Below are 20,203 nucleotides of genomic sequence, written 5' to 3' on the forward strand. Positions count from 1 at the left end.
TATAAACAAAAGCTATCAAAATGATTAATCACTTTGATAGCTTTAATATTGCCAAGTAAAGATTAAACTGAAATTACTTGATTTTAAAAGCTTGTACTAACTCTCGTAATCTTATTGCCATTTGCCCTAATTCTTCTGCAGTAGCTGAATTTTCTTCAGAAGTAGCTGCTTGCTCTTCAGCTGATGCATTCATTTCCTCAGTACTACTTGTAAAGCTTTCAATCATTTCAGATACATTATTAACAGAACTGTTTGCCTCTTGTCCTTTTTCTTCAATTCTTATCATTCCAGAAGAAACATTATTTATTTGATTTAATGTATCCTTAATAGATAATAATATTTTATTGAAAATATCACCAGTATCTTTAATAACTGATTGACCTGAAATTACTTCTTCTTTTGTATTTTCCATTGATAATACAACTAATTCAGTTTTACTCTGCATAGCTATTATTAATTCACTAATTTCCTGAGTTGCAATTTGAGAGTGTTCTGCTAACTTTCGTACTTCCTCAGCTACAACAGTAAAACCTTTTCCTCTCTCTCCAGCACTTGCTGCTTCTATTGCTGCATTTAAAGCTAATAAATTTGTTTGCTTTGAAATGCCTGAGATTACTTCTAATATGTCTCCAATTTTTTGTGACATTCCATTAAGTTCAATAATTACTTTATTAGTATCTATTGTAGTGGCAGATATTACATTCATTTGATTCACAGCTTTATTAAGAACATCTTTTCCAACGTTAGCCTTTTGTGAAATATCATTTGCTAAAAAGTTCATTTTATCAGAATTATTTTTAACATCTACAACTATATTCATAAGAGATGAGATTGAATCATTAGTATTTTGAATATCAATACTCTGTTTCTCAGCACCTACTGCAACATTTTCAACTATTACAGATAATTCTTCAGATATTTTTGCATTTTCTTCAGATGCAATTGATAGATTATTACTAGCTGTAGTAACATCATCTACTGTAGTTATAACTTCTTCAATTAGATTTCTTAAATGTTCCTGCATATCTTTTAATGCTGAAGATAATTCGCCTGTCTCATCCTTAGAAGGAATTTTAATTTCTTCTGTTAAATCACCTAAAGCTATTCTTTGTGCAACTTTGACCATTTTTTTAATTGGTTTAGTAATTAAGTTAGATATGATTATTGATAAAAGAATAGCAATTATTACAATACCAATAATTAAAATTAAGGTTTCTCTTGTAACCTGGTTTAGCTCATTATATATTGAATTATCAATTATTACACAAATATCTTCATACAAAGGTTCAAGTTGATGAATCACACCTCGATATTTACCTATTAAACCTTCTGTATTTTTAAGACCTATTTGCTTATCAGTTGAAACCACTCTATCAAACCTAGTTTTATATTCATTTACTAAATTAGTTAAGTTTAATTTAATATTTTCATCATATGATGCTTGATCTAAAATTAACTTAAAATTCATAACTTCATTAGCCAATTCTTCAGTATAAGTTAAATCTTTTCTAATCAAATAATCCTTTTCATATCTTCTTAATTTTAGCATTGATATTTGTAACTTATCATTGCTATCTAAAGAATTTAATGTTCTCTCGATGTTATGTACAGCTTCTCTAAGTTCACCCACAACACCATGTTCTTTGTATCCTTTTTCTTTAGTTGTATTAACTACCTCAATGAAAAAATCATGGTAATTATTAATTAAATTTTTCATTTCATTTAACTTTTCTATTGCTTGTTTTTGATTTTTTATTACATCACTGCTACTAATTATATCAATTTCTTTTAATATATTGTTGTAATTGTCCGTGAACTTTTTTATGTAACCGCTTTCACCAGTTTTAAAAAATTCACTGTTGTTACTATCTATTAGTAGAAAATCTTTCTCATTCTTTCTCATTTCAAGCATGTACGTTAGTATTCTTTCACTACTAACAACTAGAGGCATCTTTTTATCAACAACGTCTTGTAATGTATTAAATAGAAGTCCACCAAGTATTCCTATAAAAAAAATGACTATAAAAAAGCCAGAAAGTATTTTCTTTCTTATTTTCCAATCTTTAAACTTAAACATAAAATTCCTCCTCTTTAACAATCTTTAGTAATAATAAGCAAAAATTTGATTATAGGCCAAAATATATTATACTACATTTTTCAGCATAAAATGTAAAAAAATTATAAATTTTGGTGATTCATTTTTTAAAATATTTTATTAATGTACTTCTCTTGATAAAATTGATTAAAGGGAATATAATCAATGTAGAAATATTTAAGTAATTATTAAATTATTACCATACATTTGCAATTAATGTTGAAGGGAGAATAATATGTTTGATTCTAACTATAGAACTACTAATAAAACAGCTTGGCAAGGAAGAATCGATAGCCAAACAGACTTTGATGCTTTTAGATGGCACCAATGGGTAAAGAATATTGATTTAAACAAAATGGATTTAGAACCCTTTACTGGTAAACTGGGATTTGCTTTTATTGGTTTTTGTTGTGATGAAGGAGTTAAGCGTAACAAAGGTAGAACAGGAGCAGCTAGAGGACCAAGAAGTATTAGAAAAGAATTAGCTAATCTACCATGTCGTTTTTCTCAAGAAGTTAAACTTTTTGATGCAGGTAATATTTTTTGTGAAAACATTACTCTTGAAGAAAGTCAAGCATTGCTTTCACAAGCTATAGATAAAATTCTAAGTCTAAATCTTTTCCCTATCGTTTTAGGGGGAGGGCATGAAGTGGCTTTTGGACATTATAATGGTATACGTAAGCATTTTTCCAATAACAATGCTAAACCCAATATAGGAATAATAAACTTTGATGCACATTTTGATTTAAGACCTTATCCAAATGGTGGAACATCGGGAACTATGTTTAGACAAATAGCAGATATATGTAATGATGAAAACTTAAATTATTCTTATTTTGCTTTAGGGATTCAAAAGCATCGTAACACAGTAAATTTATTTAAAACAGCTGATGAACTAGGTGCAAAGTACATAGTAGCAAAGGATATCGTTGATAGTGATATTTGGAGGTTATTAGATAAATTAGATGATTTCATAAAACTCCAAGATCATATTTATATTACGATTTGTACAGATGTGTTTTCTTCAGCATACGCACCTGGAGTAAGTGCTACACAACCACTTGGATTAGATCCTGAAAGAGTATTAAAATTTCTTAAATATATATTTAAGTCGAATAAAGTGATAAGTTTTGATATTGCAGAAGTTTCACCAAGATTTGATCAGGATAATACAACTTCAAACTTAGCATCAGTATTGATTTTTACTGTGATTGAAACTCTTTGTAGAATTAATAACTTGGCTTTATTAGATTAAACTGTGAATAGACATTAGTTCTTCAAAATGTAAAGGAAACAATAGGGCTATATTTACATAAAAAAATAACAATAATATACGAAGCTTGTAGAGGAATGATTTTTTATTCCTTGCATGCTTCTTTTTATTTTAGTTAACTGATGTATAACGAATGTTAGTCATTCATACATAGTAAAATTTGGGTTACGTACAACTTTAGTAATTATGTGGTATACTAAAGATAATAAAATATCTTAAGAGGTGTTTTGATGAAATTATCAACAAAAGTAAAAAGAATCTCAAGTTTTCTTTCAATAATATTCAGTTTATTAATAATAATTATCTTAGCAAGTTTTGTTTTTCAAATGTCATATATTAAATTCAATAAAGATGCTGAAGTTCTTAGAGAAGCATATTATGCAGAACATAGAGAGTTAATAAGAGATGAAGTATATAGAGTTTATGATTTTATTGAATATCACAAATCTATGACAGAGGAAAGATTAAAAAAAGAAATTAAGGAAAGAGTATATGAAGCTATAAGTATAGTTAGTAATATTTATGATAACAATAAAAATAAAACTCAAGAGGAAATAGATAAATTAATTAAAGATGCGTTATGTGACATTAGATTTAATAATGGTACTGGTTATTATTTTGCAAATAGATTAGATGGGACAGGCATCTTAAATTCTCCAGGTCCTAATTTGGATGGTCATAATTTAATAAACTTTCAAAATAGTGATGGAGTTTATGTTTTAAAGGATATAATTGAATTAGTGGAAAAGCAAGGAGAAGGTTTTTATGAGTATACATGGACAAAACCTGACATAACTGGAAATAATTACAGGAAGATATCTTATGTAAAGTACTTTAAACCACTTGATATGTATATTGGAACAGGTCTTTATATAGACGATGTGGAGGAAATTGTAAAAAAAGAAGTGTTAGAAAGAATTTCTAAAATAAGATATAGAAATGGTGGATATTTCTTTGTAACAACCTATGATGGAACAGCATTGGTATTCGCCCAAGATGATCTTGTAGGTAAAGATATTAGCAATATTAAAGATATTAATAATGTAGAGATTCATAAGGAAGAGAAAAAAGTAATTGATGCTTTTGGTCAAGGATATGTTGAATATGTTTGGCCTAAACCCGATGAAGAAGGAGTATATCCCAAAATTACCTTTGTTAAAGGAATTCAGGATTGGAAATGGATTTTAGGTACTGGGGCGTATACAGATGATATTGAAAAAACTCTTGAGATTAAAAAGGAAAAGCTAAAAAAAGAAATTAGATTAGCAGTTTTTAAAATTTCTCTAATAATATTTTTAATTGGATTAATTATTTCATTTATCCAAGTATACTTACTAAAATGGGCAGAACGTGGTATAAAAGAAGAAGAAAAGATATATGAAATTTTGACTAATCTATCTGAAGATGGGATATTTATTTTAGAAGCAAGTGGTAAAATAATTGAATGTAATCATAAGGGTTTACAAATGATTTCATATAATAAAAATGAAATAAATAGACTAAATTTTAAAGATATAATCATGTCACCTTTATTTAATGAAGGAATTATTGAGAACAATTTAGAAACCTATATTAAAGATAAAAATAATAAGACAATGCCTGTAGATCTTCATATTAAAAGTATAAAAATAAAAAGAAAAAAGAAATTCATAGCATATGCTAGAGATTTAACAAAAAGAAGGCTTTATGAAGAGACTTTAAAACATAAAGCTATGACAGATGAACTTACAAATGTATATAATAGAAGATTTATTTTAACTCAATTAAACTCAGAAATTGAAATTGTTAAAGAAATTGGAAATTCTACATCAGTTGTACTTTTAGATGTAGATAAATTCAAAACACTAAATGACACATATGGTCATATCTTTGGAGATAAGGTACTAAAAGAATTATGTACAATTTTCACAGACAATTTAAGAAATACTGATTTTATTGGGAGATATGGTGGGGAGGAATTTATAATTATTCTACCAAACACTAATAAAACAATAGCATTTAAAATAATAGAGCGAATAAAAAATTCTTTTGAACAGTTTAAGTGGGATGAAGATGAAAAGCTAAAGATTACTTTTAGTGCAGGAATAGTAGAAGTTGATGCAAATACAATTGATAAGAATGTGACAGATTATATTGAAGAAGCAGACAAGTTATTATATAAAGCTAAAGAAAATGGTAGGAATAGAATAGAAATCAATTAAAGTACGGGCTTCCGTGCTTTTTTTGATATTAGGTTATAATTAAATGCCGATTTACATTATAAAAATATTTGGACATATGAATTTTAATGAGATAATATAGATGTATAGGTAAAAATTTCAATAATATTTTATTAAGAGGAAGGGGATTTGGTAGTGTCAAAAGTATATGAAAATTGATAAGGAATATAAGGATTTAAAGACAAGAAGATTAATTTAGTTGAGAATGGAAAATTGAAAATGGAAAACGAAGGATATTTCTCTCCGAGAAATTGAAATGATTAATATTTTTTATCCCGATAGGGATGTGTGATTCTAAAAAAGGGTATGGCAAACAAACCTATGTATAGGTCGATTTTAAAATAATGCGATATTAAGATTGGCAGTATGACTCAGCTAATTTCATTAATTTGCACCAACGTGCAGGCATAGTTTCCAACTCTTCAAGTTCTGGAATTATTACAGGAACTTTTTGTTCTAAGCTTGCAGGAGGTTTCAAGAATTGAAGTATGTACAAAAAAGAATTATATGAGTTATAGAGCCATTTGAGCTATTGTAGCCATTAGTAGTCTTATAACTTCTCTTAAAGGTTCTGTTCAATCGTTCTATAATCTGTTTTAAAGGACGATATTCAGCAGAAACTTCATCATCATTTGTAAGTCCAATTACTTGTACGATATCGAAATTAATATCATTATTAGCGAAGAAAACTTCTGCTAACAGATATATTGGATTACCATCGACTACTAGTTTAAGGCTATCAGGAAGCTTTTCGTACTTAGTGATAACATCGTAGATGGCTCTACAAGCTAAGAAAGTATCGCGATGAGGCGAAACTCTATACGAGAGAATTATCTTTTTAACAGCATCAAAGAAGAAACATATATAGTTCCATTTACCATTAACCTTAATGTATGTTTCGTCACCACATATAGATTCTGTTGGATTGTATGGATAGTTGTCCAACATTGGTTTTAGCAAAACTGAAGCAGCTTCTGCATAGTTTAAAACAGTTTGATGCGATATCTTTACACCATGAACTTCTCTCATTATGGCTGCTGTTTTTCTTGAAGATAGTCCGTAATTTACGTAGTAAGTCATTATCAAGCCAAATACATGAGATGAGGAATACATCTTAGATAATGAGATGTTACTTTGCACAGGACTATCGCCCTTTAGAGAGGCTAAATCAAAATCAAATTCTCTAAATATATATCTAACTTTAGTATCATAGGGTTTTTCTTTAAATGCTTGACGTTCCTCTTTTGTCATAGACTTTAGGTTATTTTTATAAAAAGAACAGTTGTTATTTCTGCATTTGTAAATGGTAAAATTACTACGATTTTTTATGCTATCTAGAAATTTATTACAATGGGGACACTTAAACCTTACCTGTTTATCATAAAGGTTTTTAGGATTAAATTTAGTGGAACAAACTTTGCATTTACATTGTCCTCGTCCACCATTATTATCGTATAGATAAATATTTGGAGCAGAACATTTAGGACAGCTGATTTTAGAATCTACGTGAGAACGTCCTTTTTGAGGTCTAACAGGAGCTAATTGCTTGCCTTTAAGTTTATGGTGCTCCGCTAGGAGTTCTGTGTAATTAAACCTTTCAGGTTTCACGATTATTGGCTTATCATCTATTTGGAAGTCTCTGAAAGGTTTATTTAAAGGATCCGAGTTGGGAATCTTATTAAGTCCTTTTCCGGTCAATAAAATAATTAGTAGGTTTATAACTTGTTTAAGAAAAACAATATACAAAACTAAAAATGAATTAATCATGTTAAAAGCTTGCCTCCTTATCTTTGGTGATATATTTTCTTTTCGCAAACTAAAATTAACACCTTTAGAGGGAGGGGGCAAGTCTAATATAGATAAAGTATTGAAAATAAAGGGGTTACGTCGGAAGTACCATTAAAACTTTTGACAATACCGGGGATTTTATGGGGAAAATTCTATGTTTTATTTACGATGATATGGCAGATTTTGAAATGACATTACCAGGAACAGCTATTTCATGGCTTAAGAAAGAATTAGTTACAATTGCTTATAAGAATAAAGCTGTTCAGAGTAGACCAGGATTTAAGTATCTTCCACATGCCACTGTGAAAGAGGCTCTGGATTTTGATGATATTGATGGCTTAATTATTCCAGGTGGATGGGGAGATGAACAAAAAACGGAGTTAACGGAATTAATTCAAAAGCTAAATAAAGGTGATAAAATGCTTGCTGCTATATGCGCTGGTCCAAAATTCTTAGCAAGAGCTGGAGTATTAAATGATAAGAAATATACCACAACTTTAACATAACTAGCAGAAGTCTCCCATCTTCTATAAGTGGGAGATGAATGCGTAATCTTAATACTTTTACATGGATAAAAAATCATAAACGTGAAATAATAAGAATGAATGTTCTTGAGATTCATTAGTATTGTATTCAAAAGTAAAGGTGTTGAAAGCAGTGAAAATCAACAAAGCGTATAAATTCAGAATATATCCAAATGAAAATCAAATAGAGATTATTGAAAAATCTTTTGGTTGTTCAAGATATGTATATAATCATTTCTTAAACCAAAGGAATGAAATATATAAAGCTGAAAAAAGATGTATGAAATATACAGAACAACAAAATCAATTACCAAGTATGAAAAAAGAACTTGTGTGGCTTAAAGAAGTTGATAGTACATCACTGCAGATGTCACTAAGAAATCTTGATGCTGCATTCAAAAATTTCTTTGAAGGTAGAGCAGACAGACCAAAATTCAAAAGTAAAAGAGAAAACTATAAATCATATACAAGTAATTTTGTGAATAACAATATTGAAATAAAAAAAGATAAAATAAAACTGCCTAAATTGAAATATGTTAATGCAAAAATTCATAGATATGTTGAAGATAGAGTAATAAACGCTACTGTTTCTAAAACATCAAGTGGTAAATATTTTGTATCTATATGTGTTGAAACAAAGATAGAGTCATTAAAAAAAGTATCGGGGAATGTTGGTATAGACTTAGGGTTATGTCATTTTGCAATATTATCAAATGGTGAAAAGATTCAAAATCCTAAGTATCTAAAAAAGTCATTAGATAAATTGGCAAAGGAACAAAGAAAATTAAGTAGTAAAGAAAAAGACAGTAACAATTGGAATAAGCAAAGAATAAAGGTTGCTAGACTACATGAACGTATATCTAATCAAAGATTAGACTTCATCCATAAGTTATCTAAAAGAATTATAAGCGATAATCAAGTTATAATTCTTGAAGATTTATCAGTTAAAAATATGATGAAGAATGATAAATTAGCTCAAAGTATTTCAGATGTAAGTTGGTATAAATTTGTTACTATTCTAGATTATAAAGCAAAATGGCATGGAAGAAAAATTCATAAAATAAATAGATGGTATCCATCATCTAAAACATGCAATAATTGTGGTCATGTTTTAGATGAAATGCCACTGCATATAAGAGAATGGAAATGTCCTAAATGCGATAGCATTCATGATAGGGATATAAATGCCAGTAGGAATATCTTAAAGAAAGGGTTATTAGAAATAGCCTAAAAAAATAAGAACCGTAGGTCTTACGGGGATAGCCTGTGGAGAAAGTAGATTGCGAAATCTGTGAAGCAGGAAAAGTTCTTGGATATACCAAGAAGCCCCCACTTCAGCGTGAGTAAGTGGAGGGAGAGTTCACCAGCTGAACATCTTAAATCACAGGGTGTAGAAGATTTCTTTCCTAGAGAAAACTTTCTAAGTGAAAAAGTTGTGAGAGATAAGAACATTGTTACTGCTGTAGGAAATGCTTTTATTGACTTTTCCATGGAAATTCTTGATTATTTCGAAGCTTTCGAAGGGGCAGATAATAACGCTGATAAAGAAACATTTGCTAAGCATTATAAAGGTTTATAAGTTATCAAATAGGGTCATTTGTGAGTTGAAAACTCATTGAATGCCCTTATTGATTTGCCATTGAAACTTGGGAAAAGGGGAGGCTTTATGGTTATAAAAACAGAAAAATCTAAGGCTATTAAAGAGTTTTTAGAAAAGGATTTGTTAATAAACTTAAATATGCTAGGGATAATTGAAAATGTACCTGAAGCAGAGATATACATAGATAATGTGGAAAATCCTAAAGGTGTATTTATTAAAAAAGATTATTTTAATTATATTTATTCTAAAGAAGATAGTTTTATTGATGAAGTTTGTGATAATTTCATTAAAGATGGTTACTATGGATTTTCAGGAGTAGAGGAAACTATAGCAAAGAAAATTCAAGAAAAGTATCAAGTTCATTGGGAGAATCCATGTTATCTATACTATATGCCAAAAGAAAATCTAAATTTAGAATTAATAAAAAATGAAGTGCAAAATGTAGATATTAAAGATGCAGAAATTATTGATGAATTCTATGAATTTAGAAATCCTGGAAGTATTGATGCAATAAAAAAAGATATTGAGAACAGACCATCTTCAGCACTATATATAAATGATGAAATCGTCTGTTGGGTTTTGACTCATGATGATAATTCCATGGGAATAATGTATACAAAAGAAGAACATAGAAGAAAGGGTTACGCAGTTGACACTGCCGTTGATTTAGCACATAAGACACTTGAAATAGGGCGAATTCCTTATCTTCAGATTGTTACTAGAAATAAAAAATCACCAGGTCTTGCAAAGAAATGTGGTTTTGTTGAAATGGGAATAGTTTCTTGGTTTGGAATAATTGCAGGAACTCCAAAGGAAGTAATCGATTAGTTTATTGTATTAAAGGGAATCTTACTAAAGATTCCCTTTACTTATATTTCTATATAAATTTCAAATAGGAAATACTATAAGTAATTCTAAAATAATAGACTCATCATATTGAAGGGAATGAATGTATATGCAGTATATACGAAAGAATATGCATAAAAACATATACCTTAAATTCTATTATAAAATTATTTTTATTACGATTGAATAAAGGGGAAGTGGCTTGCAAAGCTGTTTTTGATGATAATGATTTAACTATGAATAAAATACCAGTAAAAAAACTCTTGCATATTTATGCGTATTTTGTGTATAATCATTTACATGAAGAACACAAAACATAGGAGGAGTAAAAATGAAAGGAATTTATGGAAAGTTATTAAGTTTATTAATTGTTGGAATGGTAATGTTCTCTTTATCATCATGTGGTAAAGAAGTAAGTGTTGAGGGAGAAAATAAAAAAGCAAAATTAGTATTAGGTACAAGCGCTGACTATGCTCCATATGAGTTTCATAAAGAGATAGACGGCAAAGATACTATAGTAGGTTTTGATATTGATATTGCAAAAGCAATTGCAGAAGATTTAGACATGGAACTTGAGATTAAAGATATGAGCTTTGATGGATTGTTAGAAGCATTAGTTACAGGGAAAATTGATATTATTATAGCTGGTATGACACCTACACCAGAGAGAGCTGAGAATGTTGATTTTTCAAAGATTTATTATACAGCTGTTAATAATATTTTAATCAATAAAGAAAATATGGACAAGATATCTACTTTAGAAGATTTAAAAGGAAAAAAAATCGGAGTTCAAAAAGGATCTGTACAAGAAGCTTTAGTTACTGAACAAATTAAGGAAGCTGAGTTTAAAAGCTTAACAAAAATTACAGATTTAATACTTGAATTAAAGCACGGAAAAGTTGATGCTATAGTAATTGAGAATCCTGTGGCTGAAGCTTATGTTGAGAAAAACCAAGATTTAATGATTACTGATATGAAATTTGATGTTAATTCAGAAGAACTAGGTTCTGCTGTTGCAGCCGCTAAAGGATCTGATGAGCTTATAGAGGCAATTAATAAAACAATAGATAAATTAATTGCAGAAGGAAAAATCAACGAATTTATTGTTGAAGCAAATAATCTTTTAGAAGATTAGGAGGAGAAAAATGGATTTTAGTTTCTTACCAAAGTATTATACCTTCTTTTTAGAGGGAGGAAAAAACACATTAATAATAGCGTTATTTACTGTACTATTTGGAACTGCTTTAGGATTAGTATTAAGTTTAATGAAGTTATCTTCTAATAAGCTTGTTAAATTTATATCTACATCTTATATAGAGTTTATGAGAGGTACACCGATACTTGTTCAATTATATATAGTTTATTACGGGCTTCCAGTAATAGGGATTGAGTTGCCAGATATACTAGCTGGTATTGTAACTCTCTCCCTAAACAGTGGAGCATATGTAGCAGAGGTAATAAGAGCTGGAATAAATGCAGTTGATAAAGGTCAAACAGAGGCTGCTAGAAGTTTAGGTATGTCAAATTCCTTAACTATGAAGGAAATAATAATACCTCAAGCATTTAAAAATATTTTACCTGCACTAGGGAATGAATTTATAACTATTATTAAGGAATCATCAATAGTTTCAGTAATAGGGATACATGAACTTATGTATAAGGCTAATACTGTTAGAGGAAATATATTCAGACCTTTTGAACCATTGATAATTGTAGCTTTAATGTATTTCATACTTACATTTACATGTTCTAAGTTATTAGGAATAGCTGAAGGGAGGCTAAAAAGAGTTGATTCACATTAGTAATTTGCATAAAAAATTCGGGAAAAATCACGTACTTAAAGGAATAAATAATCAAATAGATAAAGGTGAAGTTGTTGTAGTTATTGGACCATCTGGTTCAGGGAAAAGTACCTTTTTAAGATGCTTAAATCTATTAGAAGAGCCAACAGATGGCAAAATAGAATTTCAAGGAACCAATATAGTTGATAAGAACACTAATATAAATAGTATAAGAGAAAATATGGGTATGGTTTTTCAACAGTTTAATTTGTTTCCTCATAAAACCGTATTAGAGAATATCACAATAGCTCCAATAAAAGTAAAGGGAGTTGAAAAGACTCAGGCTGAAAAAAATGCTTATGAACTTCTCAATAAAGTAGGATTAGGAGATAAAGCTGAAGCATATCCATCTTCACTTTCAGGGGGACAAAAACAGCGTGTGGCAATAGCTAGAGCTTTAGCTATGGAACCAGAAGTTATGCTTTTTGACGAACCAACCTCAGCATTAGATCCTGAAATGGTAGGAGAAGTTTTAAGTGTAATGAAGGAGTTAGCTGCAGAGGGAATGACAATGGTAATTGTAACTCATGAAATGGGATTTGCAAGAGAAGTAGGGGATAGAGTAATTTTCATGGATCAAGGGAATATCATTGAAGAAGCAACGCCAAGTGAAATATTCAATAATCCTAGACATAATAGAACTAAAGAATTTTTAAATAAGGTATTATAACAAGCTTAAGAGAATAATCTTTTTAAGCTTGTTTTTTTATTTTTCAGGAAATTGCTCATTTTTCATTATGTATTGTTCTTGAGCCATAAGTATTGTATTAATATGGTAAAATTGATTTAGATGAGTAAAAATGATATGGGGGTATTAATTATGGAGAGTATTTTTCACAAAGAAATTATGGAAGTTCTATATAAGTTTCAAAAGGGGTATACTGAAAGAAATTTAAAGAATGCAGAGGCATATACTGAAGAACTGTTTACAAGAGATGCTGATTTAAGAGTAATGGGTACAAGTCCAGGGGAAGTTTGTTTAGGTTTTGATGAAGTAAAAGAATTAATTGAAGGGGATTGGGAATATTGGGGAGATGTATGTTGTGATTTAAACAATCCAATAATAATGAACTTAGGTGAAGATATTGCTTTTGTAGCATTAAAAGGAAGTGTAAAGCTAGAGCTTAATTTTGATATTGAGAAATTGGAATCGCACAAAGAATTTATTTTTGATCAAATTAATTTTGATAATTTAGATTCAAGAGAATTAAAAAGTAAAACTATATTACTTAATTGGATTCTAACACAATGGGGAATAAGCAATGTTGAAAAAAGTGAACAGTATTTACCCGTAATAATTACAGGCTTACTAAAAAAGTATGAAAATAGGTGGAAATTTAAACAGATGCAATTCTCTATATCAACACTTAATGTTCCAGATTATTTGTATATGAGAGAAGATGAGAACACAAAAGCAAAAGAGAAATTAAAGAATTTTAAAGAGTATTGTTATGGCGAAACTTATGAAATTGAAAGTTTATTAAGTTCTTTACAAAATCATTGGAATCAAAATGAGTTGGATGGAACAATAATTTATAGTAAGTTGTTTGATAAAGAGAGAACATTGATAATTTCTCCTGAAGGGAAATTAGTTACAAATGAGGAAGAATGTATTAAGACTCTTAATTACTTAAAAGATATATGGCATGAACTTAATCTAGATATAGAATCTTCTCTTATAAATTCTGAAAATAATACAGCGTGGACTTTAACATTAGCTACAGTTAAAACTAAAATATCTAAAGAAAACTTACTTCGATCTTTACTAAATGAAAGTAAGAATATAATAAACAGCAATGGTGATATTAAAAACAAATATTTAACAATTCTAAGGCATATATCATCTGTACTTATGGTAGAGAATCAGGGGGAAGAGTTTGAAATTCCTGTTAGAGTTGAAACTGTTTTTTCTAAAAAGGATTCATGGAAAATTAAATATATCCAAGTATCATATGGATACGAGTGGATTTATGAGAATAGAACTGAAAGATTGAACTTGTGGGGGAAATAAATTAATTAAAGAGTTTTATACTGAAATTATTAAAGTTTTTAAAGAACTTATGAAATAAAAACTATAAAAATAAACTCCCGTACCATAATTGGCAAGGGAGTTATTTTTTTATATTAAAAAATAGTAACTATGAATTTCCTAATATAGCACTTTTAACTTTATTAAAAGCATAATCAAGAGTAGAATCTAGATTGTTATTGTTTTTTCCTCCACCTTGTGCGGAGAAGTCACTTCCTCCGCCATTACCATCAATTAAGGTAATTGCATCCTTTAAAAGTTTGTTCATGCTAATAATTTTAAGATTTTTGGTACATGAGAATATTAGCTGAGCTTTATCATCTGATCTTACTCCAAATAATACAATTACATTTGGATAACTAGTTAACTTTGATGCAAGAAGATTTGCATGTTTTACATCAACCTTATCATCTATTAGTTTAATAACATTTATATCTTCAATATTCTCAGATGAATTAATCATATTTTGAACTTCGTATTCAGCAATTTGTGTTTTTAATAAATTCTTTTCTGAAAGCGCTTTTTTAAGATCGTTTTTTAAACTTTCAACTTCTTCAAGAACATTACTATCTGAACATTTTAAAAGCATTGAGATTTTTTCCAGTGATTCATATTTACTAATAAAGTTAGAAACTGCTCTTGAACCGCAAAGGAAATAAATTCTTGTATTAGCTCCTTGAGGAGCAGATTTAGTAACTTTGAAAGCTTGCAATTCAATAGTTGAATTAGGATGGATTCCATTACAAGGAATTGAACAAACATCTCCAACTTTTAGAATTCTAATTTTTCCTCCAGCTTTTTTATCAATATTCTTTAGTTTTAATTTCTTTAATTCTGATTTTGTAGGATATAATATTTCTACCTTGATATTATCTAAAATAATTTTATTAACCATTTCTTCAGCTTTTTTTACTTCCTCATTTCCAATTATCCTATCAATCTCAATATAAGACTCGTCATCTCCTATATGAACTTTAACAGTATTTCCGTTGAATAGCTCTAATAAAGAAGCTGATATAAGATGCTGTCCTAGATGCTGCTGCATATAGTCAAACTTCTTATCCCAATCAATGGTACATTTGACTTTGTGAATTTTTATGGGTTTTACTTCAACTACATGATAAATTTTTTCATTCTCTTCATATACATAAAGTACTGGAGCACCGTTAATGGAGCCAGTATCACATGGCTGCTCTTCACATAGTGGATAGAAATAAGTTTCATCTAATTCAACGTGATACTTATTATCTTTCTCAAGTACATTTATAATTTCAGCTGTAAATTCTTTTTTATATGGATTATCAAAATAAGTTTTTGGCAATATGTACAACTCCTTCAAAAGTAAAGTATTTAACATAATTTATATATACAATATATTATAGCTTAAATTGTGGGAATATCCTATGTATTTAATAAGTTTAATCAATATGAAAATTTCAGGATATCTTTTAAAGATGAGACAAAAATCAATTAAGATAGTTTCCTATTTTTAATATTATTTCATTTATAATCTCAGTTTGACATTAATGTAAATATTATGATATTTTATAAATGAACTCTTACGGAGTTTATTTTTTGTACATATTAATCATATATGACTAATATGTTGTTCACATGAAATTTGACTAAATAATTGGGGGATATACACATGAAAAAAATTAATTTTAAAGTGCTTTACATTGAAATCACACACTTCTGTAATCAAAGCTGCAAGCATTGTTATCTTGATTGTAGTTCAGAGAAGGAATTGTATCCAATGAATACACAAGAAATCAAGAAAATAATTACTGACTTTAAAAATCAAGGGGGATGGTACGTAGTACTAACAGGTGGAGAACCATTTGCAAGAAAGGATATTTTTGAAATATTAGATTGTATAGAGGAAAATAATTTGAAGTTCAATGTAGCATCAAATTGCTTGGCACTAAATGAAGAAAAGATAAAAAAACTTGGAGCATATAAGTGTTTAGATGTTATACACACAAGTATATTAGGAAGTAATGAAGAAGAACATAATTATATTTCAAATAGTAAAGGTTATAATAATGTTCTAAGATGTTTAAAACTCTTCGAAAAGTACAATATTAAGGTGTATATTCAGATTACATTAGCTAAAGAGTATATAGATAAGATGGAATATATTGTAGATAATCTTTCGGAAATCAATGGAACGATAAAATTTACACCAATCACAAATTTAGGAATTAAAAAAGATGATTATTTATATGAAAAGTTAGTAATAAAAGAAGAGGATTATAGTAGATTCTATGACAAATATAATAAATTAAAAGAGAAATATGGAGAGTTGATAGAACACTCTAACTTATTCACTTATGAAGAGGTAAATAAGGAAATTGAATATTTCAAAGATAAGGAACTATATTCTCTTGATTATAGATGCTTAGTTGTTAGACCTGATGGAGAAAAAAGTTTTTCATTTGTGTTGAACAACCCTGTTAGCTATGGTTCTGCTTTAGAAGGAATAGAGGTTGATATGGATGATAGGTTAATCAAATATATTGATACTCTTAGAGAAGTTGACAAAGAAATATTAAAGATTGCAAAAGATAAAGGTATGGTAAACTATGATGTACTTATGAATAATTTAATTGAAAAAGCTTATGCAAATAACAATTAAATTAGATTATTTTTGGTAATAAATGTTTTAGAAATCGACTAAATTAAACAAATAATGGTTCAAGCACTGCAAAAATTGTAAGAATTCACTTTTTCTTTTACGAAGTTTGTATTATAATAGAAATATATATAATTTCTCGTAGTGAAGTGGGGGAGTAAGATGGAAAAAGCTAAAAAGTGTATTGTAATAATTAAAGACGATTTTAAAAACGTATTTTTAGTTCAAAAAAAGGGGAAGCGTACAGAACCTAAAATGTGGCAGCTTTTAGAAGTTGAAGTTAGTGGAAGATCAACTGAAGATAAAAGTATTGAAAAAATGATAAAAAAGAATATAAGTTCAATACTCTTCAATAAAACAGCTATTAAGGATTATGTACTTGATGAGGAAACTGGTGATATCTTAAGAATATATACTGGTCAGTTGAAAGAAAGAATCACATTACATAAAGATTTTGTTAAGAACACATGGATAGGGGAAAATAAGTTAGAAGATATGGACATTATCCCTGAACATAAGGAAATATTAAAAGATTACTTTAACACTGAAATTTAAAAATTATATCAACATGTATTACATAAGAGTTATCTATAGATAGGCATTAAGTTTATCTTTGGATAACTCTTTTTATATTTATAAAATTAAATATTTATAAATATAAATGTATCTTAAGTTAAGAATAAGTATAGATATAACTTATGATGAGGTGAGATACATGCGATTATTTGGAACCATGAAAATAAACAAAAAAGGAAATTTAGAAATTGGTGGAGTTGATTCAATTGAGCTTGTTCAGGAATATAAAACCCCTTTATATGTAGTTGATGAAGAATTTGTAAGAGAAAATTGCAGAGAATTCAAGGAAAATTTTATATTGAATGGAATTGAAACTGAAGTTATATACGCCTCTAAAGCCTTCTTAAATATGGAAATATGTAGATTAATAAATGAAGAGAAGCTTTCTCTAGATGTTGTATCAGGAGGAGAATTATATACTGCTATTAAATCTGGTTTTCCTGCTGAAAAAATATATATGCATGGTAATAATAAAACTGAAAATGAACTAAAAATGGCCCTTGAAACTGGAGTAGGAAGAATAATAGTAGATAATCTTAACGAATTAGATTTATTAGAAGATCTATGTGATAGATTAGATAAAAAAATAGATGTCTTATTAAGGGTTAATCCTGGAATTGAAGCACATACACATGAGTATATTCAGACATCTAAAAACGATTCAAAATTTGGAGAATCGATTTTTAGTAAAGATATTTATGAGTTTGTGAAGAAATTTCAGCATAGCAGCAGGGTCACATTGAAAGGATTTCATTGTCATATAGGCTCACAAATATTTGAGGAAAATTTCTTTCATCAGGGAACTTTAGTAATGCTTGATTTTATAAAAAAAATTAAAAATGAGTGTAATTTCGTAACAGAGGAATTAAATCTAGGTGGAGGGTTTGGGGTATATTATTCCTATGAGGATGAACCAATTAATGTTGAATCCTGTCTAAAGGGCATGCTGAAAATAATAAGTGATAAAATTAATGAGCTAGGTCTTAATATACCAAAAGTTATGATTGAACCTGGAAGAGCAATCATAGCTAATGGGGGAATTACATTATATGAAGTTGGTGGAATAAAGAATACATTTGGTGGTATAAATTACATATTTGTAGATGGTGGTATGACGGATAATCCTCGAACAGCGCTATATGGAGCAAAATATGATGCTGTAGTTGCTAATAAAATGAACGAGGAAAATAAAAATTTATATACAGTTGCAGGAAAATGCTGCGAATCTGGTGATATATTAGTTAAAAACATTAAGTTGCCAAAAGTTGAGAGAAAAGATATCCTTGCTGTTATGAGTACTGGTGCCTATAACTATAGCATGTCTAGTAATTATAATAGAATCCCTCGACCAGCAGTAGTTTTTGTAAAGAACAGAGAAGCTAAATTAGCAGTTAAAAGAGAAACCTATGAGGACATTTTGAGAAATGATTTATGATGATATTAAAGGAGGGAATCCTATGGGGATAGTAGTTCAAAAATATGGTGGAACTTCAGTAGGTGATATTGAGAAGATTAAAAATGTTGCCAAAAGAGTAGCTGAGAGAAAAAAAGAAGGTAATGATATAGTAGTTGTTGTTTCTGCAATGGGTAAAACAACTGATAAGCTCGTAGATATGGCAAAATCAATAACGGAGAATCCATGTAAAAGAGAGATGGATATGTTACTTTCAACAGGAGAACAGATTACTATCGCGCTGCTATCAATGGCGTTAAAAGAGTACGGATATGACTCAATCTCATTAACTGGATCTCAAGCTGGAATAGTAACTGAAGGAATTCATACAAAGAACCGTATTAAACTCGTGGAGACAGATAAAATTAAGACTCATTTAGATTATGGAAAAATTGTAGTTGTAGCAGGTTTCCAGGGAGTTAATGAAAAGGGAGATATAACTACTTTAGGGCGTGGAGGATCAGATACCACTGCTGTAGCGTTAGCAGCAAAACTAAATTGTACATGTGAAATTTATACTGATGTTGATGGAGTCTACACTGTTGATCCCAGGATATTTCCAAATGCTAAAAAGTTAAAGGCCATAAGTTATGAAGAAATGATGGAAATGGCTAGTATGGGAGCAGGTGTACTAGAAACAAGAGCAGTTGAGATAGCTTTTAAATATAAAATTCCTATTTATCTGGCTATAAACACTGGAAATGTGGAAGGAACATATGTTAAGGAGAAGGATAAAGAGATGGAGAAAAAAGCGATTACTGGACTAACAGTTACAGATGATATATTAATGATTACGATAAATAAAGTAGAATATACTTCTAAAAATATTGCCTTAATATTTGATGTTTTAGCAAGAAATAATGTGAATATTGATATGATAAGTCAGACTGCACCACATGATAATTATGTAAATGTATCTTTTACAGCATCTAAAGATGATATTTTTACAATAAAAGAAGTAATTAAAGAATTAGAGAATGATCTTCAAGGAATTGATGTGGATTTCGAGTCTAATATATCCAAAATTTCAGTTGTTGGTATAGGAATGATGAATCAATCTGGTGTAGCTGCAATGGTTTTTAAAGTGTTTTCTGAAAATAATATTGATTTTAAACAAGTTACAACTTCAGAAATTAGCATTTCATATACAATTGATTCAAGTGATAGAGATAAGGCTGTGAACGTATTGGCAAAAGCGTTAAATTTGTAGCAAATATATCTCATATTATCAATATATTGTTGTTCCTACAGTCAAATATGATTTAGCTACAAAGTGGATAGCTCTTGCTATCCTTTTTTGTTCAATATAGTAATTCATATAGCA

Annotated in this window: 17 protein-coding genes; 14 read left to right on the top strand and 3 right to left on the bottom strand. The window is 29.0% G+C overall.

The features are described from left to right. Positions 1–73 precede the first annotated feature (73 nt). On the bottom strand, positions 74–2,077 hold the full coding sequence (locus OW730_RS14555) for a methyl-accepting chemotaxis protein (protein ID WP_271224785.1): 2,004 nt from the start codon (positions 2,075–2,077) through the stop codon (positions 74–76). 253 nt (positions 2,078–2,330) lie between these two features. Here OW730_RS14555 and hutG point away from each other — a divergent pair, with 253 nt between their 5' ends. Together hutG and OW730_RS14565 are read left to right on the top strand one after the other, a co-directional pair. After that, the gene (hutG, locus tag OW730_RS14560; protein ID WP_271224786.1) at positions 2,331–3,350 is read left to right on the top strand and encodes a formimidoylglutamase; all 1,020 of its coding nucleotides are present in this window, start codon (positions 2,331–2,333) and stop codon (positions 3,348–3,350) included. A gap of 248 nt (positions 3,351–3,598) precedes the next feature. Next, positions 3,599–5,569, top strand: a complete 1,971-nt coding sequence (locus tag OW730_RS14565) for a cache domain-containing protein (protein ID WP_271224787.1) — start codon at positions 3,599–3,601, stop codon at positions 5,567–5,569. Between the two features lie 492 nt (positions 5,570–6,061). On the opposite strand, the gene OW730_RS14570 is transcribed toward OW730_RS14565, so the two are convergent. Continuing rightward, complete coding sequence (locus OW730_RS14570; protein ID WP_271224788.1) at positions 6,062–7,354, bottom strand: DDE-type integrase/transposase/recombinase; 1,293 nt, start codon at positions 7,352–7,354, stop codon at positions 6,062–6,064. A 161-nt stretch (positions 7,355–7,515) separates the two neighbouring features. Between OW730_RS14570 and OW730_RS14575 the strand changes: the two genes are divergently transcribed. From OW730_RS14575 to OW730_RS14610, 8 genes are all read left to right on the top strand, one after another. After that, a complete protein-coding gene (locus OW730_RS14575) occupies positions 7,516–7,881 on the top strand; it encodes a DJ-1/PfpI family protein (protein ID WP_271224789.1) in 366 nt (121 codons plus the stop codon). A 151-nt stretch (positions 7,882–8,032) separates the two neighbouring features. Next, positions 8,033–9,130: an IS200/IS605 family element RNA-guided endonuclease TnpB gene (gene tnpB, locus OW730_RS14580; protein WP_333781218.1), complete on the top strand. Its 1,098-nt coding sequence runs from the start codon at positions 8,033–8,035 to the stop codon at positions 9,128–9,130. Between the two features lie 60 nt (positions 9,131–9,190). Then, positions 9,191–9,478 carry a hypothetical protein gene (locus tag OW730_RS14585; protein ID WP_271224790.1) on the top strand — a complete coding sequence of 96 codons (288 nt, stop codon included), beginning with the start codon at positions 9,191–9,193 and terminating at the stop codon, positions 9,476–9,478. An 87-nt stretch (positions 9,479–9,565) separates the two neighbouring features. Further along, a complete protein-coding gene (locus OW730_RS14590; RefSeq protein ID WP_271224791.1) occupies positions 9,566–10,327 on the top strand; it encodes a GNAT family N-acetyltransferase in 762 nt (253 codons plus the stop codon). Positions 10,328–10,676: 349 nt separating this feature from the next. Beyond that, complete coding sequence (locus OW730_RS14595) at positions 10,677–11,480, top strand: ABC transporter substrate-binding protein (RefSeq protein WP_271224792.1); 804 nt, start codon at positions 10,677–10,679, stop codon at positions 11,478–11,480. 10 nt (positions 11,481–11,490) lie between these two features. Then, on the top strand, positions 11,491–12,147 hold the full coding sequence (locus tag OW730_RS14600) for an amino acid ABC transporter permease (RefSeq protein WP_271224793.1): 657 nt from the start codon (positions 11,491–11,493) through the stop codon (positions 12,145–12,147). Continuing rightward, positions 12,134–12,856, top strand: coding sequence for an amino acid ABC transporter ATP-binding protein (locus OW730_RS14605; protein WP_271224794.1), 723 nt, complete (start codon positions 12,134–12,136; stop codon positions 12,854–12,856). The genes OW730_RS14600 and OW730_RS14605 overlap by 14 nt, the downstream gene beginning before the upstream one ends. 150 nt (positions 12,857–13,006) lie before the next feature. Beyond that, complete coding sequence (locus OW730_RS14610) at positions 13,007–14,197, top strand: hypothetical protein (protein WP_271224795.1); 1,191 nt, start codon at positions 13,007–13,009, stop codon at positions 14,195–14,197. A gap of 127 nt (positions 14,198–14,324) precedes the next feature. Here the strand turns inward: OW730_RS14610 and OW730_RS14615 are convergent, their stop codons facing one another. Further along, a complete protein-coding gene (locus OW730_RS14615; RefSeq protein ID WP_271224796.1) occupies positions 14,325–15,536 on the bottom strand; it encodes an alanyl-tRNA editing protein in 1,212 nt (403 codons plus the stop codon). A gap of 327 nt (positions 15,537–15,863) precedes the next feature. Between OW730_RS14615 and OW730_RS14620 the strand changes: the two genes are divergently transcribed. From OW730_RS14620 to OW730_RS14635, 4 genes are all read left to right on the top strand, one after another. After that, entirely contained in the window at positions 15,864–16,853 is a 990-nt protein-coding gene (locus OW730_RS14620; RefSeq protein WP_271224797.1) for a radical SAM protein, read from the top strand. Positions 16,854–17,012: 159 nt separating this feature from the next. Next, positions 17,013–17,405, top strand: a complete 393-nt coding sequence (locus OW730_RS14625; RefSeq protein ID WP_271224798.1) for a hypothetical protein — start codon at positions 17,013–17,015, stop codon at positions 17,403–17,405. A 178-nt stretch (positions 17,406–17,583) separates the two neighbouring features. Further along, on the top strand, positions 17,584–18,861 hold the full coding sequence (gene lysA / locus OW730_RS14630) for a diaminopimelate decarboxylase (RefSeq protein ID WP_442945381.1): 1,278 nt from the start codon (positions 17,584–17,586) through the stop codon (positions 18,859–18,861). Between the two features lie 22 nt (positions 18,862–18,883). Then, the gene (locus OW730_RS14635; RefSeq protein WP_271224800.1) at positions 18,884–20,089 is read left to right on the top strand and encodes an aspartate kinase; all 1,206 of its coding nucleotides are present in this window, start codon (positions 18,884–18,886) and stop codon (positions 20,087–20,089) included. Positions 20,090–20,203 lie beyond the last annotated feature (114 nt).

Origin of the sequence: Oceanirhabdus sp. W0125-5 (assembly GCF_027938815.1) — a bacterium.
Lineage (GTDB): Bacteria > Bacillota > Clostridia > Clostridiales > Clostridiaceae > Oceanirhabdus.